Source organism: Rhodovulum sp. 12E13, assembly GCF_003340565.1.
In the GTDB taxonomy this organism is placed as follows: Bacteria; Pseudomonadota; Alphaproteobacteria; order Rhodobacterales; family Rhodobacteraceae; genus HLUCCA09.
On sequence record NZ_QPLK01000006.1, the window covers coordinates 121,418 to 143,706 of the forward strand.

Genomic DNA, 22,289 nt, shown 5'->3' on the forward strand with positions numbered 1-22,289 from the left:
CGGGCCCGAGGGGGGCGGCGGAGCCCGCCCGCCCCTCGGTGCACCTCAGCCGCGACGGCGCCGGCGCGGCCGATCCGGGGCGGCGCCCGGGGCGGTGCCGTCGGTCGCCGACGAGAAGGGGCCGAGCGCGGCGGCGATCCCCTCGAGCGTCGGGGCCGGGCCGCGGGGGCGCTCCTCGAGCGCGGCGCGCATCGCGCGCAGGTGGTCGGGCGTGGTGCCGCAGCAGCCGCCGATGATCCGCGCGCCCGCGTCGCGGGCCATCACGGCGTAATCGGCCATCAGCGCGGGCGTGCCGTCGTAGTGGATGTGGCCATGCACGTATTTCGGGATGCCGGCATTTCCCTTGGCGATCACCGGCCGGTCGGCGCCGGCGGCGGCGAAGCCGAGAACGGTGCGCAGGAGGTCCGACGCGCCGACGCCGCAATTGGCGCCGAAGGCGAGAGGGCCGTGATCCATGCAGGCGACGGCGCGGGCGAGGTCGGCCGAGGTGAGGCCCATCATCGTGCGTCCCGCGGTGTCGAAGCTCATCGTGCCGCACCAGGGCATGCCTGCACGTCGGGCGGCCTCGGCGGCCGCCTCGTATTCCTCGAGCGCCGAGATCGTCTCGACCCACAGCAGATCGGCACCGCCCGCCTTCAGCCCCTCGGCCTGCTCGTGGAAGATCTCCACCGCTGCCGCGCGCGACAGCGTGCCGGTGGGCTCGAGGATCTCGCCGGTGGGCCCCATCGAGCCGGCGACGAGCACCCGCCGCCCCGCACTGTCGGCCACCTCGCGGCCGATCTCCGCCCCGAGGCGGTTGAGCTCGCCCACGCGAGTCTCGGCGTCGTGCAGCTTGAGCCGGGCGGCGTTGGCGCCGAAGGTGTTGGTGAGGAAGATGTCGGAGCCGGCATCGACCGCGCCCGCATGGAGCCGCGCGATCCGGTCGGGGTGGTCGGCATTCCACAGCTCCGGCGCGTCGCCCGCCTCGAGGCCCATGGCGAACAGCGTGGTGCCGGTCGCCCCGTCGGCCATGAGCCAGTCGCGCTCGGCGAGCAGGGGGCCCAGGGGGTCGGGGATCGGGGCGGCGCTCGGGTCGGTCATGGCGGGGTCTCGCAAGGGGTGGGCAGCGGCAGCGCCCTTACCCGAGCCGACGGGGCGGAGGCAAAGGGTTTCGCGCGCGCCCCTGCGGCGGGATGCGCGCGCGCCTGCGGCAGGACGGGCCGCCGGCCCCGGCCCGGAGCCGGGCTGCGGCGGACCTCGCCTTCGGCATCGGCCCGCCCACCCCGGCAGCCCTCGCCTGCGCGCGCCCCACCGTCGCGCGGACGGGCGGTGGTGCGCCAGGGGGCCCGAATGCAGGCGGGCAGGTGGCGATATCGGCCACCGGATTCCGGGCTGTGGCCGCCGCGCCGGTCGGAGCGGCCTCCCGCTGCGGCCTGTGCCGCGAGGCGGCAGGGGGCGGGGCGATGGACAGGGGGGTGTCTTCCCCTCGCCACGCCCCTCCCGGTGGCAAGGGGCTCGGCCGGACGGGAGGCCGCGCCGGAGAGACGTGGAGAGACGCGCCGGGGCGCGCCCCTGTCGCACGATGCCGGGCGCTCAGCTGCCCTCGCGGACCTTGCGGCGGGCCTCCTCGAGAAACTCGGCCATCTTGGCGCGGATCGTCGCCTCGTCGGCGAGGTTGCCGAGGTCGGCGACCAGCTTCTGCACCACCTCGTCGTGTCCGGGCGCGATGAAGTCGGCGCGGATCACCTCCTTGGCGTAGCCGGCGGCGTCTTCGGCCGAGCGGCCCATCAGCTCGCAGGCCCAGTAGGCGATCAGCTTGTTGCGCAGGCTCTCCGCCTTGAACTCCATCTCGGCGTCGTGGGCGAACTTGTTCTCGAAGGCGGATTCGCGGTCGTCGAAGGTGGTCATGGGCGCTGGCCTCCCCGTGGGAACTTGGATCGTGGCGCGCCCCGGCTGCCCGGGCGCCGCGCGTCGGCTCCTCTCTAGGCCAGCCGTCCGGGTTTGCAAAGACGGCGTCGGGTCGGAGACATGTGCCCCATGGTCACTCGCCGGCGTCGTATTTGTCGCAGCCGGTGTCAGAGGGCGCGGGAGGCCGTTCAGCGGGCGTGCCCGTGAAGGCCCCGATGCCGGGGAACGGGGCTCTCAGCCGCGGTCGACGCCGAACAGCGCGTCGAGGCGGGCCGCGTCGGCGGCGCGCTCTGCCTCGGGGCGATCGCCGCGGGCGATGAGCGCGCGGGCCTCGTCGAGCGCGTCGGCGACGTCGCCGGCCTCGAGCCGCGCGGTGAGGGCGGTCAGCCAGGGCACCTGCTCCTGCTCGGGCAGCGCATGGGCCACGGCGGCGACGAGGATGGCCGTCACCTCGGCCTCCCAGGACGTGCCCGGATCTCCCTCTGACCCGGCGCCGGATGCGCTCGGAGGGGCAGGGGGAGTGCCCGGAGAAGCGGCAGAGGCGGCGGGAGGCTCGCGGCCCGGCGAGCGGGAGCCGGGGTCGCCGGGGGCGGTGCCGGCTGCCCCGGCTGCGCGCGAGGCGCCCGGTCCGGAATCGGTCGTCGGCTCCGGCCGGCCCGCCGCCGGCGGCGGCGACGGGGCGGCCCTCTCCGCGGCGGGGGCGGGGGGCATGCCGGGTGCCATGCCGGGCGGCGCTCCCGGCGATCCGCCGTCGGGCGCGCCATCCGGGCGGGCGGCGCGGAACAGGCGTGCGGCAGAGGAGAGCGGACGCCCCCCCTCGGCCGGTGACAGCACGAGCGCCACGCGCCCGGGCAACGGGTCGAACAGGGTGTCGGGCTCCACGCCCATCGACGTGAGGATCGCGCCCTGCCGGGCGGGCGTCATCACCTCCCAGGCGCGGGCGCGGGCATGGGGCAGGCTGTCGGCCTCGACCGGGTGCGGGATGCCGGTGTCGACCACGCGCCACGGTGCCTCGGGCGCGGTGCCCTCGGTGCTGATCGAGGCGGTGCGGCGCACGGCGTGCCCGTCGAGATATACGTGGAAGGCCGTCTCCGCACCGGGATGGCGCGCGCCCGACAGGCGGAACCGGAAAACCTCGGTGCCGGGCAGCTCCGCCGACAGGGCGGCGCAGACCGGCGAGTGCTCGGCGTCGGCCTCGCGGAACTCCACGAGCGCCAGCTCGGCCTCGCCCACCGGCGCGGTAATGCGGAACGGGGTCGCCCCCGCGCCGAAGCCGAGGCCGTCGAGCATCAGGCGCGCGAGCGGCGGCGGCGGCAAGTGCCCCTCTGGCTGGAGAAGCAGCGGCGCGGGCGCTGCGCCGCCGCCGGCGGCCCCTCCGCCCCGGCGCAGAAGCCGCGAGAGCAGACCCGGCCGGCCCCCTGTCGCGCCGGGCTGCCCGCGCGCCGCGGCAGCCGCTGCACCGGCGCGGGCCTGCAGCGCGTGCACCTGGCCGAGCGCCTGAACGACGCGCTCCGGCGCCGCGGCGACGAGCGCGAAATCGACCAGCGCGAAATCCTCTCTCATCCGCCCTCCGTTCTGCGCGGCCCGGCGTCCGCCGGGCTCGCGCCGCTCCTCCCCGTCGCGGGGGAGAGTCGGCGCGGCAAGCGTCTCCTTGCTGTCACATACGCGCCCGGGCGGCGGGTGCAATGCGGGACGGACAGGAGCGGTGCAGGCGCGCGCGCCGGCGCATGACGCGCTCGCGTGTGGAGGGGACGGGGTCGGCCCGCGTGCGGCTTCGGCACGGCGGGCCGGCAGGCGGCGCCGCGAGGGAGAGCGCATTCGGAATGGGCGCGGCCGGGAGAGGGCGACCATGCGCGGCAGGGCAAAGAGGAAGGCCCGGCTCGGGGGCCACGGGGGGGCGATGCGCTCGCCGCCGGCCGCGGCCGCTTCTGTCTCGACCCGCCGGGGCGCGCACGGGGCCGAGGGCGAGGACGCGGCGGGGACGGCAAGGGCGACGCGGCCGGCACGGTCCGGCACAACTCGGCGGCTCGTGCCGGCGCCGCCCCGCCCGCGCCGCGCGCCCGCAGGCCGCCGCCGGGCGGGGGCCGTCCCGCTTGCTCCGTTCCCGCCATTGCCCTATATGCTGACGGTCGCAGGGGGTGCGGCTATCGGCGCGGCGCCCCCTGATCTCATGTTCGGAGTCTTCATGGCCAGACGGAAGAAAGTGTACGAGGGCAAGGGGAAGGTCCTCTACGAAGGCCCCGAGCCCGGCACCTTCGTGCAGTACTTCAAGGACGATGCCACCGCCTTCAACGCCGAGAAGCACGACGTGATCGAGGGCAAGGGCGTGCTCAACAACCGCCTGTCGGAATTCTTCATGTCGGGGCTGAACGCGATCGGCGTGCCGACACACTTCATCAAGCGGATCAACATGCGCGAGCAGCTGATCCGGCAGGTCGAGATCATCCCGCTCGAGGTCGTGGTGCGCAACGTCGCGGCCGGCTCGTTCTCGAAGCGGCTGGGCATCGACGAGGGCGAGCCGCTGCCCCGCCCGATCGTGGAATTCTACTACAAGGACGACGCGCTGGGCGACCCGCTGGTGACGGAGGAACATATTCTGGCCTTCGGCTGGGCCGGTCAGCAGGATCTCGACGACATGGTGGCGCTGGCCCTGAGGGTGAACGACTTCCTCTCGGGCGCGCTGCTGGGGGTCGGCATCCGCCTCATCGATTTCAAGATCGAGATCGGCCGGATCTGGGAGGGCGACTACATGCGCCTCGTCGTGGCCGACGAGATCAGCCCCGACTCGTGCCGCCTGTGGGACATCAAGACCGGCAAGCGCCTCGACAAGGACGTCTTTCGCCGCGACCTTGGCGATCTTGCCGATGCCTATACCGAGGTGGCGCGCCGGCTGGGCGTTCTGCCACAGACCTCGGCGCCTCTGGGCAAGCCCACGCTGATCAACTGAACCGGCCCGCGCCGCGGCCACGGGGCGATCCCGGCTGCATGCCGGCGGCGAGCGACGCCACGGCGCCGGGCGGCGCGCCGTGCGGGGGCGCTGCCCCCGTCGCCCGTTCCGGGCGACTCCCCCGGAGTATTTGGACCAAGATGATGGGCAGACGACCCGAGAGGCGGCACACGCTGCGACGCGTGGCGCAGCGCCCGTGCGGGCGGGGTGACAGGGAAGTTTGGCGCGTCTCCCGGGCCGTTCGGGGGAGGGGAAGGTCATTGCAGGAGAGCAGCGGGCAGAGCCTCGGGACAGCAGCATGGCGGGTTCGCACCTCGCGCGGGGTGTCGGGCCGGACGGGCCGTGAGCGGGGGAGCGCGGCGCGCGGGCCCGACGCGCTCATGCCCGGTGCGGGTATGGGTACGCGCATGGCCCCACTGTCTCGCGGCTTGGGTTTCGGCAGCGCCTCGCGTATCCTCGCGCCATGATGCGGCCGATTTCCGCCACGCCCGATCAGGCGCCTCGCACCTGGCCGGCGCGCGCGCGCCCTCGGGCGTCGGGCGCCCATGACGACCGGCCGCCCTGGCTGCTGCGGGCGATCCTTCTCGGAATCGTCGGGCTCGCAGGCGTGGTGCTCTACTATACCAACGCCTATCTCACCGAGCGGTTCACCGAGACCACGCGCAACCGTGCCGAGCTGCGGCTCGCGCTCTACTCGGGCAACGTCGTCTCGGAACTGCAGCGCAACTCGGTCGTGCCGCTGCTGCTCGCGCAGGACCCGGCCCTGATCGGCGCGCTCAACTCGGGCGATTTCAGCCAGTCCTCGCAGCGGCTGATATCGTTCCGCGAAGAGATCGGGGCGGCCCAGCTGATGCTGCTCGACGGGTCGGGGCGCACGGTGGCCTCGACCGACCGGAACCTGATCGGCTCGCAGCACCGCTCGGCGCCCTATTTCGTAGATGCGCAGCGCTCGTCGGACACGGTGTTCTCGGTGACCGAGCGCGAGACGGGCGCGCGCGAGTTCACCTATTCGCGCAAGGTGACCTCCGACCGGGAGCTCGTCGGCGTGATCGTCGTGTCGGTCGACCTGCAGAAGTTCGAGCAGAGCTGGGCGGGCATCGCCGACGCGGTGCTGGTGACCGACAGCGAGGGTCAGATCATCCTCGCCACCGAGCCCCTGTGGCGCGGCAAGACGGTGGAGGAGGCCCTCGCCGCGCAGGACCCGCCCTCGGCCATCGAGCGCGCGCTCAAGGCCACCGCCGACTGGTCTTTCCTGCCGCCCGACGCCTACATTCTCGGCGAGGCGGTGATGCGGTCCGAGGCGCGCATCCCCTTCCGCGGCTGGCGGATCGTGTCGTTCACGACCTACTCGTCGGTCCGCGAGCGGGTGAACGGGGTGCTCGCCCTGGAGATCATGGGCTTCGCCCTCGTTCTGGCGGGCACCTTCTTCGTGCTGTCGCGGCGCGCGCAGTCGCGCTCGCGCCTCTTCCAGCGGGAATCGGCGGAGCTCCGCCTGCTGAACGAGCGGCTGCAGCAGGAAATCGCCGAGCGCGAGAAGGCCGAGAAGACGCTCGAAGTGGCCGAGCAGACGCTGGCGCAATCCTCCAAGCTGGCGGCGCTCGGCGAGATGTCTGCGGCTGTCAGCCACGAGCTCAACCAGCCGCTCGCCGCGATGAAGACCTACCTCGCCGGCGCGCGCCTGCTGCTGCGCCGCAACCGCGTCGACGAGGCGCTGTCGTCCTTCGCGCGGATCGACGACCTGATCGCCCGGATGGGGGCGATCACGCGGCAGCTCAAGAGCTATGCGCGCAAGGGCGAGACGGCCTTCGAAACCCTTGACATGCGGGACGTGGTGAGCTCGGCCCTGTCGATGATGGAGCCGCAGCTCAAGCGCCGGCACGTCGCGATCACCCGTTCGCTGCCGCAGCGCCCGGTGCTGGTGCGCGCCGACCGGCTCCGGATGGAGCAGGTGCTGATCAACCTCTTCCGCAACGCGCTCGATGCGACCAAGGAGACGCCGGAGCCGCGCATCGACCTTATCCTGTCGCTCGGCCAGACCGCGACGCTGACGGTGCGCGACAACGGCCACGGCATCGCCGACCTCGACGCCCTGTTCGAGCCATTCTACACGACCAAGGGACCGGGCGACGGGGTGGGGCTGGGGCTTGCCATTTCCTCCGGCATCGTCAACGACCACGGCGGGCGGCTGACCGCTCGCAACGCCCGCGCGGGCGGCGCCGTCTTCGAGGTGATGCTGCCCCTCGACGCGGCATCCCATGGGGCTCAGGTCCGCGCGGCGGAGTGACGGGGTGCGCGCGGCGGAGTGACGGGGCGCGCGCCGAGGGTGCAGGGCGGCGGGCCATCGCGGCGGGCCATCGCGGCCCCGGCGCGGCCCGGCAGACGGAGCACGGCGCGAGGCCGGAGGGAGACAGCCATGGCGAAGGCCATGAAGATCGCGATCATCGACGACGAGATGGACATGCGGCAGTCGATCAGCCAGTGGCTGGCGCTGTCGGGCTACGACACCGAGACCTTCGCGAGCGCGGAGGACGCGCTCAAGGGCATCGGACCGGACTATCCCGGCGTCGTGGTTTCCGACATCCGGATGCCGGGCATGGACGGGATGGCCTTCCTCAAGCGCCTGATGAGCCAGGATTCGGCGCTGCCCGTCATCATGATCACAGGCCACGGCGACGTGCCGATGGCGGTCGAGGCGATGCGGGTGGGGGCCTTCGACTTCCTCGAGAAGCCCTTCGACCCCGAGCGGATGACCGACCTCGCCAAGCGCGCCACCCAGCGCCGGCGGCTGGTGCTCGACGCCCGCCTTTTGCGGCGCGAGCTGTCGGACGGCGGCCAGATCATGCAGAAGTTCATCGGCGCGAGCCAGCCGATGGAGCGCCTGCGCGAGGACATCCTCGATCTCGGCCAGGCCGACGGTCACGTGCTGATCGACGGCGAGACGGGCACCGGCAAGACGCTCGCCGCCCACGCGCTGCACGCGGTGGGCGCGCGCGCAGCCAAGCCCTTCGTCGTGGTGGCCTGCGCGGCCTTCGCCGAGGAGGAACTCGGCCGCAGGCTGTTCGACGGCGATGCGGAGGCGGGCCTTCTGCCCGCGGTGGAGCAGGCGCGCGGCGGTACCCTGTGCCTCGAGGACGTCGAGGCGCTGTCGCCGCAATTGCAGGCGCGGCTGCTGACCGTCATCAACGACCAGGGCACGCCGGCCGAGACGCGGATCGTGGCGGTGTCGAACCTGCAGGAGCAGGGCAAGACCAGTGAGGACGCGCTGCGCCCCGACCTGTTCTACCGCCTCGCGGCCATGCGCATCACGGTGCCGCCGCTGCGCGCCCGCGGCGAGGACATCCTGCAGCTGTTCACGCGCCTCAGCCAGCAATTCGCCGAGGAATACGGCTGCGAGGCGCCCGAGGTGACGGCGCAGGAGGCGGCGCAGCTCCTTCAGGCGCCGTGGCCCGGCAATGTGCGCCAGCTCATCAACGTGGCCGAGCGCGCCGTGCTGCAGAACCGGCGCGGCTCGGGCACGATCGCCTCGCTGCTGATGGCCGAGAGCGACGCGGCCGAGCCGGTGATGACGACGGAAGGCAAGCCGCTGAAGGAATATGTCGAGGCCTTCGAGCGGATGCTGATCGACAACACGATGCGCCGCCACAAGGGCGCGATATCGGCGGTGATGGATGAGCTCTGCCTGCCGCGCCGGACGCTGAACGAGAAGATGGCGAAATACGGCCTGCAGCGCGCCGACTACCTCTGAGCGAGCGGCAAATCCCTTGAAAAAGGGATTTGCGAAAAGTCTTGGGAAGACTTTTCGGCCGCTTGGTGGGAGCGGCAGCGCCGACATTCCGTGGCCGGGCTCGGCCAGGGCAGGGCACGCCTGGCGCGCTGACCATGCTTTCGGGATTGTGTTCCGCCCCTGTTCCCCGTTAGGGTCGCGGGCGTGTGCGTGACCAGCCCCGAGCGGCCCGTCGCGCCCGACACCAGATTTCTCCGGCGCGCCGGCGCGGGATCCGCGCGGTGCCCGGCGTCATCGACCCATTGACGGGTCAAACCGCCTGCCGGCACCCATGCCCCGGGCGACCACCGAACGGATGCGGCGGCCCGTCCGCGCGCATCGGAGACGAACCGCGATGAAGAGCGCGACAGGCTCACAGCAGGCAGAGGCAGAGGCCCCAGCGGCCCGCGCCGGCGCCGCGCCGTCCGCCGCCATCGCCCCAGCGACAAGTCCGCGCCGTGCCCCGCCTCCCCATGCGAGACGGGCGCCGCCGGGCCGTGAAAGCCCTACATGCCCAAGAAGATGCTTATCGACGCCACCCACGCGGAAGAGACCCGCGTCGTGGTGGTCGACGGAAACAAGGTCGAGGAATTCGACTTCGAGACGGTCAACAAGCGCCAGCTCGCCGGCAACATCTACCTCGCCAAGGTCACGCGGGTAGAGCCGTCGCTGCAGGCGGCCTTCGTCGATTACGGCGGCAACCGCCACGGCTTCCTCGCCTTCTCGGAAATCCATCCCGATTACTACCAGATCCCGGTCGCCGACCGGCAGGCGCTGCTGGAAGAGGAGCGCGCCTACGCCGAGGCGCAGGCCGCCGAGGAGGGCGAGGCCAAGCCCAGGCGCCGCCGTCGCCCCGCCGCCAAGTCGGCCAGGGCCGCGGAGGGCGACGCGGTAGAGACGCGCGAGGCTCCGGAGGCGGGCGGCGTCGCAGGGATGGACGTGGTCGAGCCCGGCACGACCGGCGCGGGTGACGCGCTGCCCGTGTCCGAGCCCGAGGCGGCCGAGCACGAGAGCGACGGCGCTTCCGCCGACGCGCCGGACACGGCGACGGCCTCCGAGGGCCCCGGTGACGGTGCTTCCCATGAAGGGGCGCCCGAGGCCGGCACGCCGCATGCCGAGGCGAGCGATGCCGACGAGAACGGCGACAAGCCCTATGCCGCTGTCGACCACGCCACCGAACTCGACAGCGAGATCGAGTCGGTCGCCGACGAGGACGTGACCGAGGAGATCCGGCATACGCGCAAGCCGCGTCCGCGCCGCTACAAGATCCAGGAGGTCGTCAAGGTCCGCCAGATCATGCTGGTGCAGGTCGTCAAGGAGGAGCGCGGCAACAAGGGGGCGGCGCTGACCACCTACCTGTCGCTCGCCGGCCGCTACTGCGTGCTGATGCCCAATACCGCCCGCGGCGGCGGCATCAGCCGCAAGATCACCAACGCGGCCGACCGCAAGAAACTCAAGGAGATCGCGGGCGAGATCGAGGTGCCCGAGGGTGCGGGCCTGATCATCCGCACCGCCGGCGCCAAGCGCACCAAGACCGAGATCAAGCGCGATTACGAGTATCTCAAGCGGCTGTGGGAGCAGATCCGCGACCTGACGCTCAAATCCGTGGCGCCCGCCCCGATCTACGAGGAGGGCAACCTGATCAAGCGCTCGATCCGCGATCTCTACTCGCGCGAGATCGACGAGGTGCTGGTCGAGGGCGAGGGCGGATACCGCGTCGCCAAGGACTTCATGAAGATGATCATGCCGTCGCACGCCAAGAACGTGCGGCACTACGCCGACCCGATGCCGCTCTTCGCGCGCTACCAGGTCGAGAGCTATCTCGCCTCGATGTTCAACCCCACGGTGCAGCTGAAATCGGGCGGATACATCGTGATCGGGGTGACCGAGGCGCTCGTGGCGATCGACGTCAACTCGGGCCGGGCGACCAAGAAGGGCTCGGTCGAGGAGACGGCGCTCGAGACCAATCTCGAGGCGGCGGAAGAGATCGCGCGCCAGCTGCGCCTGCGCGACCTCGCCGGCCTCATCGTGATCGACTTCATCGACATGGAAGAGCGCAAGAACAACGCCGCCGTCGAGAAGCGCTTCAAGGACAAGCTCAAGACCGATCGCGCGCGCATCCAGGTGGGCCGCATCTCGGGCTTCGGCCTGCTGGAGATGTCGCGCCAGCGCCTGCGCCCGGGCATGCTCGAGGCCACCACGCAGCCGTGCCCGGCCTGCCACGGCACCGGCCTTCTGCGCTCCAACGACAGCCTCGGCCTGCAGATCCTGCGCCAGATCGAGGAGGAGGGCGTACGCGGCAAGTCGCGCGAGGTGACGGTGCGCTGCCCCGTGGCCATCGCCAACTTCCTGATGAACCAGAAGCGCGAGCACATCGCCCAGATCGAGGCGCGCTACGGTCTGTCGGTGCGGATCGAGGGCGACGCGATGATGATCAGCCCCGATTTCACCATCGACCGGTCCAAGACGGCGACGCGGGCGGTTCCCGAGCCGTCGGCGCCGGTCATCTCCGTCGATACCTCCGACATGCCGGAGATGCCCGAGGAGGACGAGGCCGACGAGGCGCGGCAGGACGAGGCGACGGCGCCCCCGCAGGAGGGGGCCGGCGACGAGAGCGGGCCGAAGAAGAAGCGCCGCCGCCGCCGCCGCCGCGGGCGCGGCTCCGGCTCCGGCTCGGGCGAGCAGCCCTCTGCCGAGGGCCGGGGTGACGAGGCCGACGGTGGCGCGGCGCTGGAGGGCGACCACCAGGGCGCGGCAAGCGCCGGCGCGGAGGCCGGGCCGGCCGTTGCGGGAGACGACTCCGCTCCCGCGACCGCGGACGCCGCGCCGGCTCCGGAGACGGCCGCGGGGGCGGACGAGGCCGAGGTGGCTGGCACCGCCGAGCCGCAGGACGAGGCGCCCGCGGAGGAGAAGCCCAAGCGCACGCGCGTGCGGCGCACCTCGCGGGGCCGCAAGAGCAAGGCTGCCGAGGGGGAGGCGCCGGCCGAGAGCGGGGCCGCCCAGGCGCCTGCCGCGGCTGCGCCCGAGCCGCAGCCCGAGCCTGCACCCGATGCAGCGGCGCAAGAGCCTGAAGCCGCGTCCGCGTTCGCGCCCGAAAGCATGCCCGAGCCTGCGCCGCAGCCCGAGCCTGCACCCGCCGCCGAGCAGTCCGCGGCCGGCGAAGCCGCCGACGCGCCGCCGGAGCCTGCCCCCGCCGAGCCCGCCCCCGCCGAGTCCGCTACCGGCGACGAGCCGGCCGGGACGGAGCCCGCGGAAGATGCCTCGCGCGAGCGCGAACTCGCCACGGCGGGCGACGCCCCCGAGGCGCGCGGCGAAGACGAGCCGAAGCCCAAGAAGCGCGGCTGGTGGTCGTTCGGCCGCTGAGGCTCGATCAGCCCTTGACGATCGTGAACAGGAGGCGGCCCCCGGCCGCCTCCTGCGTGTCGGCCAGGTGGTGCCCGGCCTCGGCGCAGAAATGCGGCACGTCGATCATCGCCGCCCGGTCGGTCGCCTCGAGCACCACGGTCGCGCCCATCGGCAGCTCGGCCAGCCGCTTGCGCAGTCGCAGGACGGGCAGGGGGCAGATCAGCCCGACCGCGTCGATCGTCTCGTGCGTCTCCATGCGCGCGAGGTAGCCGCCCTGCGGCCCTGCGTCCACCTGCTACGGGCTTGTGATGAGTGCGCCCCGTGACCGGAGCATCAGGCTCGGCTAGGGTGCCCGCATGTTCGGGATCGACATCATCGACGCCTCGTTGCTGCCCGCGGCCACGGTGGCTCTGCTGGCCGGCGTGATCAGCTTCCTGTCGCCTTGCGTGCTGCCGATCGTGCCGCCCTATCTCGCCTACATGTCGGGCATCTCCATGAAGGAGCTGTCGGGCGAGATCGAGGTGGGCCCCGACGGGCAGGCGCTCGCCGTCGACACGGGCCGCCGCCAGGTGATGCTGGCGGCGCTGTTCTTCGTGCTCGGCCTGTCGACCGTCTTTCTCTTCCTGGGCTTCACCGCCTCGGCCTTCGGGGCGTTCTTCCTGCAGAACCAGCAGGTGTTCAACGCCGTGGCGGGCGTGCTGGTGATGGCCTTCGGCGCCCATTTCATCGGCATCTACCGGATCGGCTTTCTCGACCGCGAGGCGCGGCTCGACGCGGGCGACAGGGGCGGCTCGGCCTTCGGCGCCTACGTGCTGGGGCTCGCCTTCGCCTTCGGCTGGACGCCCTGCATCGGCCCGCAGCTCGGCGCGATCCTGTCGCTCGCCGCCTCGGAGGCCGACCTTGCGCGCGGCACCACGCTGCTCGGCGTCTATGCCGCGGGCCTGGGTATCCCGTTCCTGCTGGTTGCGGCCTTCTTCCCGCGCATGACCGGGCTGATGGCCTGGATGAAGCGCCACATGGAGCAGATCGAGCGCGTCATGGGCCTGCTTCTGTGGACGATCGGCCTGATGATGCTGACGGGCGGATTCTCGCAGTTCTCCTTCTGGCTGCTCGAGACGTTCCCGGCGCTCGCCAAGCTCGGCTGAGGGCGCGGGGGCGCCATTAACCCAACTTTCGCCCGAATCCCGCGATAGCCTCGGCGCGTGAGACAGAGCGTCGAGACAGCCTCGCGCGCGGACAGGGGCAGCGTGCGCCGCCGCCGGGTGATCTACATCCCCGGATACGACCCCGTGCCCGCCCGCAAATACCGCGAGATGTATCGCGCCGAGGGGGCCGAGCAGGCCCGGCTGTCGGGCTACGCGCTCAGGCTGCGGCCTGCCCGGGCACCGGCGCGCGGCGCGGCGAGGGGCACCTTCGCCTGGGAGGTCGAGGCCGAGATCGAGGGCGCGCAGACGCAGGCGCGACTGGAGGTGCTCGTCTGGTCCGACATCGTCAAGCGCTCGATGGAGGGGGGTGTGGTCACCACCTACAGCCACCTCGTGCGGACGGCATGGGTCTATCTCTCGACCGGCGCGCTCCCGCGATTGGCGCGGCTGCGCAAGGGGCCGGTCATCGCCGCGCTCTACCCGGTCGCGGTGCTTCTGGGGCAACTCGGGGTCGCGCTGGTCGCGGCCAGGCTCGCCGGCGGGGCGCTCGCGCTGCTCCACCCGCTCGCGGCCTGGGGCGGGCTCGCGCTGGTGCCGCCGCTCTTGTGGTGGTTCCGCCTGCTCGACGGGCGGCTCTACGCGCATTACCTGATGCACGACTACGCGTTCGTGGCCCGTTTCCGCGGCGCCGACCCGCCGGAACTGTCGGCCCGGATCGACGCCTTCGCCGACCATGTGGCCGAGGCGCTGGAGGACGAGGCCGACGAGGTGCTCCTGGTCGGCCATTCCTCGGGCGCGCATATCGCGGTGTCGGTGCTGGCGCGGCTGATCCGGTCGGGGCGCCTGCCGGCCGGCGGCCCGGCCCTGTCTCTTCTGACGCTCGGGCAGGTCATCCCGATGGTGTCGTTCCTGCCCGAGGCGGGGGCGCTGCGCGCCGACCTGTCGCTGGTGTCGCGCTCGGACAGGCTGTCCTGGGTCGACGTGACCGCGCCGGGCGATGGCTGCGCCTTCGCGCTCTGCGACCCCGTGGCGGTGTCGGGGGCGGCGGGCCCCGGCAAGCGGTGGCCCCTGGTGCTCTCGGCCGCCTTCACGCGCACGCTCACGCCCGCGCGGTGGAGGGCGCTCAGGTGGCGCTTCTTCCGCCTGCATTTCCAGTATCTCTGCGCCTTCGACGCGCTGACGGGGCGCCGCGACGAGTACGACTACTTCCGCATCACGGCAGGGCCTCTGACGCTGGCCGAGCGCCTCGGCGCCCGGGCTCCGTCGCCCAGCCGGATCGAGCGGCCGCTGGCCGGCTACGGGGCGGCCGATCCGGCGGCGCCGGCGCCGCAGCCGGCATGAGGCCGAAGCCGTGCTCGCGCCCATGAGCCCGCGACCCGAGGCGCCCGCGCTGCCCGACCGGCCGCTGCCGCCCAAGCCGCCGGCCCGCGCCGACCGGGTGGGGCTGTGGCGCTACATGCGCCTGTTCCGGCAGGATATCCTGTCGGCCCAGCCCGCGCGCCTCTACCGCGCGTGGATGGCCGAGTTCCGCACGCCGTTCTTCCGCTCCTATCTGGTCAATCAGCCCGATCTCGTGCGGCTGGTGCTGGCCGAGCGGCCGCACGACTTCCCCAAGTCCCGCCGGGTGCGCGAGGGGCTCGCGCCGCTCCTCGGAGAGAGCGTGTTCGTGACCAACGGCGCGCAGTGGGAGCGGCAGCGCCGCATCATCGACCCGGCCTTCGAGGGCGGTCGCCTGCGCGAGACGTTTCCCGCGATGGTCGATGCGGCCGAGGCGGCTCTGGCCCGCCTGATGGCGCGCGCCGACGGCCGCGCGGTCGAGATCGAGGAAGAAGCGAGCTTCGCCGCGGCCGACGTGATCTTCCGCACCCTCTTCTCGGTGCCGATCGAGGACGAGATCGCGGGCCGGGTCTTCCACGCATTCCGCGCCTACCAGCGCCGCCAGCCGCTGGTGAACCTCGCCGCCTTCCTGCCCCTTCCACGCTGGCTGCCGCGCCCCCATCGGCGGGGCGTGCGGGCTTCGGCGCGCTCGATCCGCGGGCTGATCGCGCGGATGGTCGAGCGGCGGCTCGCCGAAATCGAGGCCGGCACGGCGCCGGACGATCTCGCCACCAAGATCATGACCACCGCCGACCCGGTGACGGGAGAGCGGTTCGACGTGGCCGAGATGGTCGACCAGGTGGCGATCTTCTTTCTCGCCGGGCACGAGACATCGGCCTCGGCGCTGGCCTGGGGGCTGCACCTGCTCGCCCTCTACCCCGATGCGCAGGAGCGGGTCGCGGCAGAAGCCGCGACGCTGCCCGCCCGCCCGGGCTTTTCCGACCTCTCGAAACTCGCCTTCACGCGCGACGTCTTCCGCGAGACGTTGCGCCTCTACCCGCCGGTGCCGATGATGGTGCGCGAGGCGGCCCGGCCCGAGCGCTTCCGCGACCGCGATGTGGCCCGGGGAGCGCAGGTCGTTCTCTCGCCGTGGCATCTTCACCGGCACGCGCGGCTCTGGGAGGCGCCCGATGCCTTCGCGCCCGAGCGCTGGGCGACGGAGAACGGCCGCGCGTGCGCGCGCGACGCCTTCATTCCCTTCTCGTCGGGGCCGCGCGTCTGCACCGGGGCAGGGTTCGCGATGGCCGAGGGAGTGCTGCTGCTGGCGCTGATCACGCGCGCGGTCCGGCTTTCGCCCGAGCCGTCGCGACCGCCGGTACCCGTCGCCCACCTCACGGTGCGCGCCCGCGACGGCATCTGGCTGCGACTCGCGCGCCGCGCGCGGCAAATTCCTTGAACAAGGAATTTGCAAAAGCCTTTTTTCAAGGCTTTTGCACGGCGTTCAGCACAGCCGGCGGATCGGAGCCGAGTTGCAGAAGATCGCGTACTGACCGGCATTCTCGTCCACCGGGAAACCCCTCCGCCGCATCTCTGCGACGAAGGCGGCCCGGCCCACGATGCGGTCGACGTCGGCCGCCTTGCGGCGGACGAAGCCGCCCTGCGCCGCCGCCCGGCAGGCGAAGATCTGCTTGCGCCAGCGCGCGGCGTCGGGGCCGGGCAGGCGGAGCAGGCTGCGGGCCGGCATCCATGACGGGACATCGACACGACAGAGTTAACCCTGCGCTACTCGAGACCCAGCCGATCCCGGTAGTCCCGCAGCACGAACAGGCGGATCGCGGTGGCGAGGCCCACCTCGAGGCCCCGGTCGCGATCGATCTCGGTGGCGAGACCGGCCGGCGAGAGGCCGCGCTCGCACGCGATCTCGCGGAAGGCCTGCCAGAACTCGTCTTCCAGCGAGACAGAGGTACTGTGCCCGGCGAGCGTCAGCGACCGCTTGACGGGGCGGCTCATTCGTCCTGCGGCGACTCCCGCCGCCCGGCCGCGTGGCGCTCGGCGGCGCGCGCGGCCTCGGCGCGCGCGGCCTGCTTCTGCGCCTTCGTCAGGCCGTGGAACGCGGCGTTGGCGTCAGCCCTGCGCTTTGCCTCGGCCTTCGCCCGCTCCTTCCGCACCCTGTTGAGATTCACCGGCTCTGTCATGAGGAGAAGTCTAGCGCGAGGCGGGCGCCGCCGGAAGCCCGGCGGCGGAGTTGACGCGCATGTCGGCCCGGTGCGAGTTTACCTTGCGTACAAGCCCGTCGTCCGAGGTTCTCCGCCATGCGTCTCGCCCCCCTTGCTGTCGCACTCGCCCTGTGCTGCGCCGCGGCGCCCGCTGCCCGGGCGGAGGTCTGGAAGTATGGCGCGGCCGAGTGCAACCAGCTTTGGTTCATGCGCAACCTGATCATGGACCGGGCCGGCTACTGTTTCGGCTCGCCGCTCGGGCAGGCGCTCTACGACAACGATGATTGCAGCGGCAAGGACATCACGCTGAGCCCGGAGCAGACGGTGCAGGCGAACCGCATCCGCGCGCTCGAGCAGGACATCGGGTGCCGCGTGGATACAGCCGCCACCACGCTCGACGTGACCGGGATGGCGCAGCTGCGCCGGCTCGTCGACATGCCGCTGCCCGACAACGGCGGCTCGGCCTGCACCTGGGCGGGGCCCGAGGCGGTGCTGCACGCGGGCAAGGGGCCGGGCACGGCCGCTCTGGGGAGACTGACCGCGGGTGACCGCGTCGGCTTCGGCTGGATCGGCGAGGGCGACTGGACCGTGATCTCGGCCTCGTCGGGCGGCCCGTCGATCCTGGGCTGGATCGACGTGCGCGCCCTCCATTTCGAGCGGAACTGTACCGACTGGGCCGGCTAGCGCCACTGCCCGAGGCGCGTCCGGCTCAGCCGCCGCTCGGCCCCACCATCTTCTCGGGGCGCACCACGCGCTCGAACGTCTCCTCGTCGACGAATCCGAGGCGGATCGCCTCTTCCTTGAGCGTCGTCTTGTTCCTGTGTGCGGTCTTGGCGACGGTGGTGGCGTTGTCGTAGCCGATCTCGGGGGCGAGCGCCGTCACCAGCATCAGCGACTCGCGCATCAGCTTGTCGATCCGCGCCTCGTCGGCCTGCAGGCCCGCCACGAGGTTGTCGGTGAAGGCCGAGGCCGCGTCGCCGATGAGCTGCATCGACTGCAAGACGTTGTAGGCCATCATCGGCTTCATCACGTTCAGCTCGAAATGGCCCTGGCTGCCGGCGAAGCCCACCGCGGCGTCGTTGCCCATCACGTGGGCGCAGACCTGGGTGAGCGCCTCGCACTGGGTGGGGTTGACCTTGCCGGGCATGATCGAGCTGCCCGGCTCGTTCTCGGGAAGGATCAACTCGCCCAGCCCGCAGCGCGGCCCCGAGCCGAGGAACCGGATGTCGTTGGCGATCTTGTAGAGCGAGGCGGCCACCGTCTTGAGCGCGCCCGACATCTCGACCAGCGCGTCGTGCGCGGCGAGCGCCTCGAACTTGTTGGGCGCGGTAACGAAGGGCAGGCCGGTGATCGCGGCCATGTTCGCCGCCACCTCCTCGGCCCAGCCGGTGCGGGTGTTCAGGCCGGTGCCGACCGCCGTGCCGCCCTGGGCGAGCTCGTGGATGTGGCAGAGCGCGGATTCCACCCGCCGGATGCCCATGGCGACCTGGTGGACATAGCCCGAGAACTCCTGCCCGAGCGTAAGCGGCGTCGCGTCCTGCGTGTGCGTGCGGCCGATCTTGATGATGTGCTCGAAGGCCTGCCGCTTGTCCTCCAGCGCCGCGTGCAGCTTCTTCAGCCCAGGCAACGTCACATCGCGGGCGGTCATCGCCACGGCGATGTGCATGGCGGTGGGGAAGGTGTCGTTCGATGACTGCCCCATGTTGCAATGGTCGTTGGGGTGAACGGGGCTCTTCGAGCCCATCTCGCCGCCGAGCATCTCGATGGCGCGGTTGGCGATCACCTCGTTGGCGTTCATGTTCGACTGCGTGCCAGAGCCCGTCTGCCACACGACCAGCGGAAAATGATCGTCGAGCGTCCCGTCGATCACCTCCTGCGCGGCGGCCTGTATCGCGTCGCCGATCTCGCCGGGCAGCTTGCCGGCGTCGGTGTTGGCCTGCGCGCAGGCCTTCTTGACGACGCCGAGGGCGCGCACGACAGCGACCGGCTGGCGCTCCCACCCGATGGGGAAGTTCAGGATCGAGCGCTGCGTCTGCGCGCCCCAGTATCGGTCGGCGGGAACCTCGAGCGGGCCGAAGCTGTCTGTCTCGGTGCGGGTAGCGGTCATCCGATCCTCCGGTATGCGGTCGCATGCCGGATAGCGGCTCGCGCCGGATTGGGCAACGGTCGGCGCCCGCATGGCGCCGCCGCGCGGGACGCGGCATAGTCGCCACAGCCGGCGCACAATGCTGCGTCGATGCTGCCGCGTGATCGATAGACCGGGTATCGTGTTCTGGATATGGTTTTCGAGGACGACCGATCTGGCACTTGCACGTTCCCTGCTCGCCCGTGCCGTCACCGCCCTGTGGCTGGGACTCGTGGCATTCGCCGGCCCCGTTGCGGCGGTCACCGTCTCGGCTGATACACGCCTTTTCGCGAGCGTCGCGTTCTCCAGCATCGACCCGGCTGTCCGGTTCCGCGGTCAGTCCGGCGGCGCCGAACTCTACGTTGGCACGAATCTCGGTAGTGGATCGAACCGGGACTCGACGAACTTCACCTATGTCGCCAGTCAATCCTTCAGCGCCACGTTCGACCCTGCGTCGAATGTCGTTTCGGCGATCTACGGAGCGTCCACCGCCAGCGAACCGGTTGCGGCGCCGTCGAGGGCCGTCAACGCCCTTCTCGTGGCCATCACGGGGCCGCGTTACAATGGCGGGTCTGGCGGCACTGCCAACACATTTGCCCTGAGCGGTCTGAGAGTGAACGGCAATCCGGTCTCGCCTTCAGGTGCTCTGGAGGGGCCGTTGCCGCCCGCGCCCCGCGGCACGAACACCTACTACATCTGGGGCTTCCAGGTCGCGTCGAGCTACACCCTCGAGGGCACGCTCACCTATTCCGGCCCCCTCGGCGCGAACGGCAGACAGGAAGCGGCCAAGGTCGACATCCAGTTCGGCAGCCTCACGCCGGTGCCGCTTCCGCCCGCCGCAACGCTGCTGATCGTCGGGATCGGCGGGCTGGCGGCGCTGCGCCGCCGCCCGGGGCGCGCGACAGCCTGAGGCGGCTGGCCGCCGTCGCCCGGCTACTTCCGGAAGCTGTCGAGCCTGACGACTTCGGCGTCGCCGCGCGCGCGCTCGCCGTCCTCGTCGGGCTCGGCGTCCTCCATCATCGGGGCGTCCTCGTCGTCGTCCTCGGCCTCGTGGCTCTCGAAGCGCAGGCCGAACTCGACCGAGGGATCGACGAAGGTGCGGATCGAATCGTAGGGCACCACCAGCGGCTCGGGATTGTCGCCGAAGTTGAGCGTGATCGAGAAGTCGTCGTCGCGCACCTCGAGCGCGTCGAACCAGTGCTGGATGACGATCGTCATCTCCTCGGGGTAGCGATCGTGCAGCCAGTCGGCCATCGCGACGTCGGGGTGGCCGGTATCGAACGTGATGAAAAAGTGATGTTCTCCCGGCAGCCCGTGTTCGGCGACGTCGGCCAGGACATCCTGGATGAGGCCGCGCATCGCGCGATGCATCAGCTTGCCGTAGTCGATCTTGCGCGGCATGGCGGGGAGCCCCTCGGAATGGTCGGGTCACCATAAGCGATTCACGGCCGAATGATAGCCCCGCAGAGCGGCCGCCGCGCGGCCCGTCCCGCCCGGGCCCCGCGGCCGCGCAACGTCAGGCGAGGGCGCCCGCGGCGAGGCCGAAACCAGACATCAGGGCGAGCGTGAGCGGCAGCGGCGTCTTGCGCCACACGAGCAGCGCTCCGGCGAGCAGGGCGAGCGCGGCGGCTGCGGGATCGAAGCTCGCAAGGCGGGGCGCGATCGTCTCGAACGGGCCGAGGGCCGCCTCGCCGACCTCGCCGAAGAAGACATGGGCCGCGAACCAGACCGAGAGGTTTGCGATCACGCCCACCACCGCCGCCGTGATTCCGTCGAGCGCCCCCTTGAGGCGGGGGTGGCCGGTGATCCACTCGATGTAGGGGGCGCCGGCGAAGATCCACAGGAAGCAGGGCACGAACGTCACCCAGAGCGTCATCGCGGCGCCCGCGATCGCGCCGGCCACCCCGCCCGAGGCCGCGCCGGCAAGGGCGCCCACGAACTCGGTGACGAGGATGAGCGGCCCCGGCGTGGTCTCGGCAAGGCCGAGCGCATCGATCATCTGCGAGGGGCCGAGCCAGCCGCGCTCGGCCACCACCTCCTGCGCCATGTAGGCGAGCACGGCGTAGGCGCCGCCGAAGGTGACGACTGCGAGCTTGGAGAAGAACAGGCCGATCTCGAGCATGAGCGTCGCGCCCACGGCCCAGGCAAGCAGCAGCGGCGCCGCCCAGAGCGCCCCGAGTGCGGCGATCACCGCGGCCGTGCGCCCCGCGCTGCGCGCGGGCACCGGGGAAGGACCGGCGCGCGCGCCCCGCGCGGCGAGCGCGCCCGCAAGGGCGGCGGCGGCGATGACCGCCGGGAAGGGCACCGAGAAGGCGAAGAGCGCCACGAAGGCCGCCGCGGCGAGGCCCCAGGCCAGCGCACCCGTCAACGCCTTGCCGGCAACCCGCAGAAGCGCCTGCACCACGATGACCACGACCGCCGCCTTGATCCCGAGAAAGACATCCTGCACGAAGGGTTGCGCGCCGTATTGAAGGTAGAGGAGCGCCAGCGCCAGGATCACGGCTGCGCCGGGCGCCACGAACAGCCCCCCCGCGATCAGGCCGCCCGTGACGCCCCGCAGGCGCCAGCCGGCATAGGTGCACAGCTGCATCGCCTCCGGCCCCGGCAGCAGCATGCAGAACGACAGCGCGCCGAGGAACTGCCGTTCGCTCAGCCAGCCGCGCTCGTCGACAAGGGTGCGGTGCATGAGGGCGATCTGCGCCGCCGGGCCGCCAAAGGACAGGGCCCCGATCCGGGCGAAGACGCGGGTCAGCTCGGCGAGGGACGGAGCGGCGTCGGTCTCGGTCGGTCGGGTCGGGGAGGTGGGCGCGTCGGTCACCCGGGATCGGTGGCAACGGGATGTGACAGGGGCATGACGCCCAGTCCCATGATCCGGCTGACCTCGCGGCGGATCTTGACGCAGATCGCGCGCGGGAAATCGGTGAAGCCCCTGGCCGTCTCGACGAAGCCGTCGGGCGTGACGAGGCGGCGCTCGTAATAGGTCGTGGTCGCCGCGCCGAGGCCGTCGATGGCCAGCCCGTTGACCGTGACGCCCGCCCGCGTCGCCTGCCAGCGCGCGTCGTCGATCTGCGTGCCGGCATTGTCCGGACCGTCGCCAGAGACGTCGAGGATGAGGCGCGCGCAATCCGGCTGCGTGAGCAACTGCGTCACTCCCCGCCGAACGGCCTCGCCGATGGCGGTGTTGGCGCCGATATAGGCGCGGCGCATCCCCTCGACCTCGGCCGCCAGCGCCTCCATCTCGGCGGCGCTGCCGATGCGCCGCCAGGGGATGGTCATCTCCTGCATTCCGGTGCCCGACCACTGCATCACGGCGATGGCGTTGCGCCCCTGAACCATGGCATCGACCACCACGGCGTCGCGCAGCGCGGCGGCCATGCCTCGGGTCTGGATGCGGTATTCGCCCGCGTCGATGGAATTGGACACGTCGACGGCGAGCAGCAGGGCCGTCTCGCAGGCCTGCGCGGTCTCGCCCCAGAGGGCTCCCGCAACGACGATCGCCCTCACCCGTCTTGCCCAGACACCCGACATTCGGGCGATGGTGGCC

Annotated in this window: 20 protein-coding genes; 9 read left to right on the forward strand and 11 right to left on the reverse strand. The window is 71.9% G+C overall.

The window, feature by feature from the left end; all coding sequences use genetic code 11:
* Window positions 1–45 precede the first annotated feature (45 nt).
* From bmt to DLJ49_RS07520, 3 genes are all read right to left on the reverse strand, one after another.
* On the reverse strand, window positions 46–1,080 hold the full coding sequence (gene bmt / locus DLJ49_RS07510; protein WP_115392922.1) for a betaine--homocysteine S-methyltransferase: 1,035 nt from the start codon (window positions 1,078–1,080) through the stop codon (window positions 46–48).
* Window positions 1,081–1,572: 492 nt separating this feature from the next.
* Entirely contained in the window at window positions 1,573–1,887 is a 315-nt protein-coding gene (locus tag DLJ49_RS07515) for a DUF1476 domain-containing protein (protein ID WP_115392923.1), read from the reverse strand.
* A 234-nt stretch (window positions 1,888–2,121) separates the two neighbouring features.
* The gene (locus DLJ49_RS07520) at window positions 2,122–3,450 is read right to left on the reverse strand and encodes a hypothetical protein (RefSeq protein ID WP_115392924.1); all 1,329 of its coding nucleotides are present in this window, start codon (window positions 3,448–3,450) and stop codon (window positions 2,122–2,124) included.
* A gap of 622 nt (window positions 3,451–4,072) precedes the next feature.
* Between DLJ49_RS07520 and purC the strand changes: the two genes are divergently transcribed.
* From purC to DLJ49_RS07540, 4 genes are all read left to right on the forward strand, one after another.
* Window positions 4,073–4,834: a phosphoribosylaminoimidazolesuccinocarboxamide synthase gene (gene purC / locus DLJ49_RS07525; RefSeq protein WP_115392999.1), complete on the forward strand. Its 762-nt coding sequence runs from the start codon at window positions 4,073–4,075 to the stop codon at window positions 4,832–4,834.
* A 463-nt stretch (window positions 4,835–5,297) separates the two neighbouring features.
* A complete protein-coding gene (locus tag DLJ49_RS07530; RefSeq protein ID WP_233488827.1) occupies window positions 5,298–7,118 on the forward strand; it encodes a sensor histidine kinase in 1,821 nt (606 codons plus the stop codon).
* Window positions 7,119–7,247: 129 nt separating this feature from the next.
* Window positions 7,248–8,579 (forward strand): sigma-54-dependent transcriptional regulator, encoded by a 1,332-nt coding sequence (locus DLJ49_RS07535; protein WP_115392925.1) that lies wholly within the window; start codon window positions 7,248–7,250, stop codon window positions 8,577–8,579.
* 528 nt (window positions 8,580–9,107) lie between these two features.
* Window positions 9,108–11,960, forward strand: a complete 2,853-nt coding sequence (locus tag DLJ49_RS07540; RefSeq protein WP_115392926.1) for an Rne/Rng family ribonuclease — start codon at window positions 9,108–9,110, stop codon at window positions 11,958–11,960.
* A gap of 7 nt (window positions 11,961–11,967) precedes the next feature.
* Here the strand turns inward: DLJ49_RS07540 and DLJ49_RS07545 are convergent, their stop codons facing one another.
* On the reverse strand, window positions 11,968–12,198 hold the full coding sequence (locus DLJ49_RS07545) for a sulfurtransferase TusA family protein (protein ID WP_115393001.1): 231 nt from the start codon (window positions 12,196–12,198) through the stop codon (window positions 11,968–11,970).
* Between the two features lie 100 nt (window positions 12,199–12,298).
* On the opposite strand from DLJ49_RS07545, the gene DLJ49_RS07550 reads away from it, so the two are divergent.
* The 3 genes from DLJ49_RS07550 to DLJ49_RS07560 are packed head-to-tail and all read left to right on the forward strand — an operon-like array spanning window position 12,299 to window position 15,860.
* Window positions 12,299–13,087, forward strand: coding sequence for a cytochrome c biogenesis CcdA family protein (locus tag DLJ49_RS07550; protein WP_115392927.1), 789 nt, complete (start codon window positions 12,299–12,301; stop codon window positions 13,085–13,087).
* Between the two features lie 57 nt (window positions 13,088–13,144).
* Window positions 13,145–14,428: an alpha/beta hydrolase family protein gene (locus DLJ49_RS07555; RefSeq protein ID WP_233488834.1), complete on the forward strand. Its 1,284-nt coding sequence runs from the start codon at window positions 13,145–13,147 to the stop codon at window positions 14,426–14,428.
* A 22-nt stretch (window positions 14,429–14,450) separates the two neighbouring features.
* Window positions 14,451–15,860 (forward strand): cytochrome P450, encoded by a 1,410-nt coding sequence (locus DLJ49_RS07560; RefSeq protein ID WP_115393002.1) that lies wholly within the window; start codon window positions 14,451–14,453, stop codon window positions 15,858–15,860.
* A 45-nt stretch (window positions 15,861–15,905) separates the two neighbouring features.
* Here the strand turns inward: DLJ49_RS07560 and DLJ49_RS07565 are convergent, their stop codons facing one another.
* From DLJ49_RS07565 to DLJ49_RS07575, 3 genes are read right to left on the reverse strand one after another with little or no spacing between them, the layout of a single operon-like run.
* On the reverse strand, window positions 15,906–16,148 hold the full coding sequence (locus DLJ49_RS07565) for an N-(5'-phosphoribosyl)anthranilate isomerase (protein WP_115392929.1): 243 nt from the start codon (window positions 16,146–16,148) through the stop codon (window positions 15,906–15,908).
* A gap of 38 nt (window positions 16,149–16,186) precedes the next feature.
* Entirely contained in the window at window positions 16,187–16,414 is a 228-nt protein-coding gene (locus DLJ49_RS07570) for a ribbon-helix-helix domain-containing protein (protein WP_115392930.1), read from the reverse strand.
* On the reverse strand, window positions 16,411–16,599 hold the full coding sequence (locus tag DLJ49_RS07575) for a DUF4169 family protein (RefSeq protein ID WP_115392931.1): 189 nt from the start codon (window positions 16,597–16,599) through the stop codon (window positions 16,411–16,413). Before DLJ49_RS07575 ends, DLJ49_RS07570 begins: the two co-directional genes overlap by 4 nt.
* Before the next feature lie 117 nt (window positions 16,600–16,716).
* Between DLJ49_RS07575 and DLJ49_RS07580 the strand changes: the two genes are divergently transcribed.
* On the forward strand, window positions 16,717–17,304 hold the full coding sequence (locus tag DLJ49_RS07580; RefSeq protein WP_115392932.1) for a DUF4453 domain-containing protein: 588 nt from the start codon (window positions 16,717–16,719) through the stop codon (window positions 17,302–17,304).
* 25 nt (window positions 17,305–17,329) lie between these two features.
* Here the strand turns inward: DLJ49_RS07580 and fumC are convergent, their stop codons facing one another.
* On the reverse strand, window positions 17,330–18,727 hold the full coding sequence (fumC, locus tag DLJ49_RS07585) for a class II fumarate hydratase (protein ID WP_115392933.1): 1,398 nt from the start codon (window positions 18,725–18,727) through the stop codon (window positions 17,330–17,332).
* A 160-nt stretch (window positions 18,728–18,887) separates the two neighbouring features.
* Here fumC and DLJ49_RS21430 point away from each other — a divergent pair, with 160 nt between their 5' ends.
* A complete protein-coding gene (locus tag DLJ49_RS21430; RefSeq protein ID WP_147277280.1) occupies window positions 18,888–19,655 on the forward strand; it encodes a VPLPA-CTERM sorting domain-containing protein in 768 nt (255 codons plus the stop codon).
* A 23-nt stretch (window positions 19,656–19,678) separates the two neighbouring features.
* Here the strand turns inward: DLJ49_RS21430 and DLJ49_RS07595 are convergent, their stop codons facing one another.
* From DLJ49_RS07595 to DLJ49_RS07605, 3 genes are all read right to left on the reverse strand, one after another.
* Window positions 19,679–20,146, reverse strand: a complete 468-nt coding sequence (locus DLJ49_RS07595) for an SspB family protein (RefSeq protein WP_115392935.1) — start codon at window positions 20,144–20,146, stop codon at window positions 19,679–19,681.
* 115 nt (window positions 20,147–20,261) lie between these two features.
* Window positions 20,262–21,563 (reverse strand): chromate efflux transporter, encoded by a 1,302-nt coding sequence (gene chrA / locus DLJ49_RS07600; protein ID WP_115392936.1) that lies wholly within the window; start codon window positions 21,561–21,563, stop codon window positions 20,262–20,264.
* The gene (locus DLJ49_RS07605) at window positions 21,560–22,273 is read right to left on the reverse strand and encodes a DUF1194 domain-containing protein (protein ID WP_115392937.1); all 714 of its coding nucleotides are present in this window, start codon (window positions 22,271–22,273) and stop codon (window positions 21,560–21,562) included. Before DLJ49_RS07605 ends, chrA begins: the two co-directional genes overlap by 4 nt.
* Between the last annotated feature and the right edge of the window lie 16 nt (window positions 22,274–22,289).

Excerpts from the sequence above, each read along its gene's own strand:
- bmt (WP_115392922.1), bottom strand. The coding sequence starts at position 1,080 with ATGACCGACCCGAGCGCCGCCCCGATCCCCGACCCCCTGGGCCCCCTG.
- DLJ49_RS07515 (WP_115392923.1), bottom strand. The coding sequence starts at position 1,887 with ATGACCACCTTCGACGACCGCGAATCCGCCTTCGAGAACAAGTTCGCC.
- DLJ49_RS07520 (WP_115392924.1), bottom strand. The coding sequence starts at position 3,450 with ATGAGAGAGGATTTCGCGCTGGTCGATTTCGCGCTCGTCGCCGCGGCG.
- purC (WP_115392999.1), top strand. The coding sequence starts at position 4,073 with ATGGCCAGACGGAAGAAAGTGTACGAGGGCAAGGGGAAGGTCCTCTAC.
- DLJ49_RS07530 (WP_233488827.1), top strand. The coding sequence starts at position 5,298 with ATGATGCGGCCGATTTCCGCCACGCCCGATCAGGCGCCTCGCACCTGG.
- DLJ49_RS07535 (WP_115392925.1), top strand. The coding sequence starts at position 7,248 with ATGGCGAAGGCCATGAAGATCGCGATCATCGACGACGAGATGGACATG.
- DLJ49_RS07540 (WP_115392926.1), top strand. The coding sequence starts at position 9,108 with ATGCCCAAGAAGATGCTTATCGACGCCACCCACGCGGAAGAGACCCGC.
- DLJ49_RS07545 (WP_115393001.1), bottom strand. The coding sequence starts at position 12,198 with ATGGAGACGCACGAGACGATCGACGCGGTCGGGCTGATCTGCCCCCTG.
- DLJ49_RS07550 (WP_115392927.1), top strand. The coding sequence starts at position 12,299 with ATGTTCGGGATCGACATCATCGACGCCTCGTTGCTGCCCGCGGCCACG.
- DLJ49_RS07560 (WP_115393002.1), top strand. The coding sequence starts at position 14,451 with ATGAGCCCGCGACCCGAGGCGCCCGCGCTGCCCGACCGGCCGCTGCCG.
- DLJ49_RS07565 (WP_115392929.1), bottom strand. The coding sequence starts at position 16,148 with ATGCCGGCCCGCAGCCTGCTCCGCCTGCCCGGCCCCGACGCCGCGCGC.
- DLJ49_RS07570 (WP_115392930.1), bottom strand. The coding sequence starts at position 16,414 with ATGAGCCGCCCCGTCAAGCGGTCGCTGACGCTCGCCGGGCACAGTACC.
- DLJ49_RS07575 (WP_115392931.1), bottom strand. The coding sequence starts at position 16,599 with ATGACAGAGCCGGTGAATCTCAACAGGGTGCGGAAGGAGCGGGCGAAG.
- DLJ49_RS07580 (WP_115392932.1), top strand. The coding sequence starts at position 16,717 with ATGCGTCTCGCCCCCCTTGCTGTCGCACTCGCCCTGTGCTGCGCCGCG.
- fumC (WP_115392933.1), bottom strand. The coding sequence starts at position 18,727 with ATGACCGCTACCCGCACCGAGACAGACAGCTTCGGCCCGCTCGAGGTT.
- DLJ49_RS07595 (WP_115392935.1), bottom strand. The coding sequence starts at position 20,146 with ATGCCGCGCAAGATCGACTACGGCAAGCTGATGCATCGCGCGATGCGC.
- DLJ49_RS07605 (WP_115392937.1), bottom strand. The coding sequence starts at position 22,273 with ATGTCGGGTGTCTGGGCAAGACGGGTGAGGGCGATCGTCGTTGCGGGA.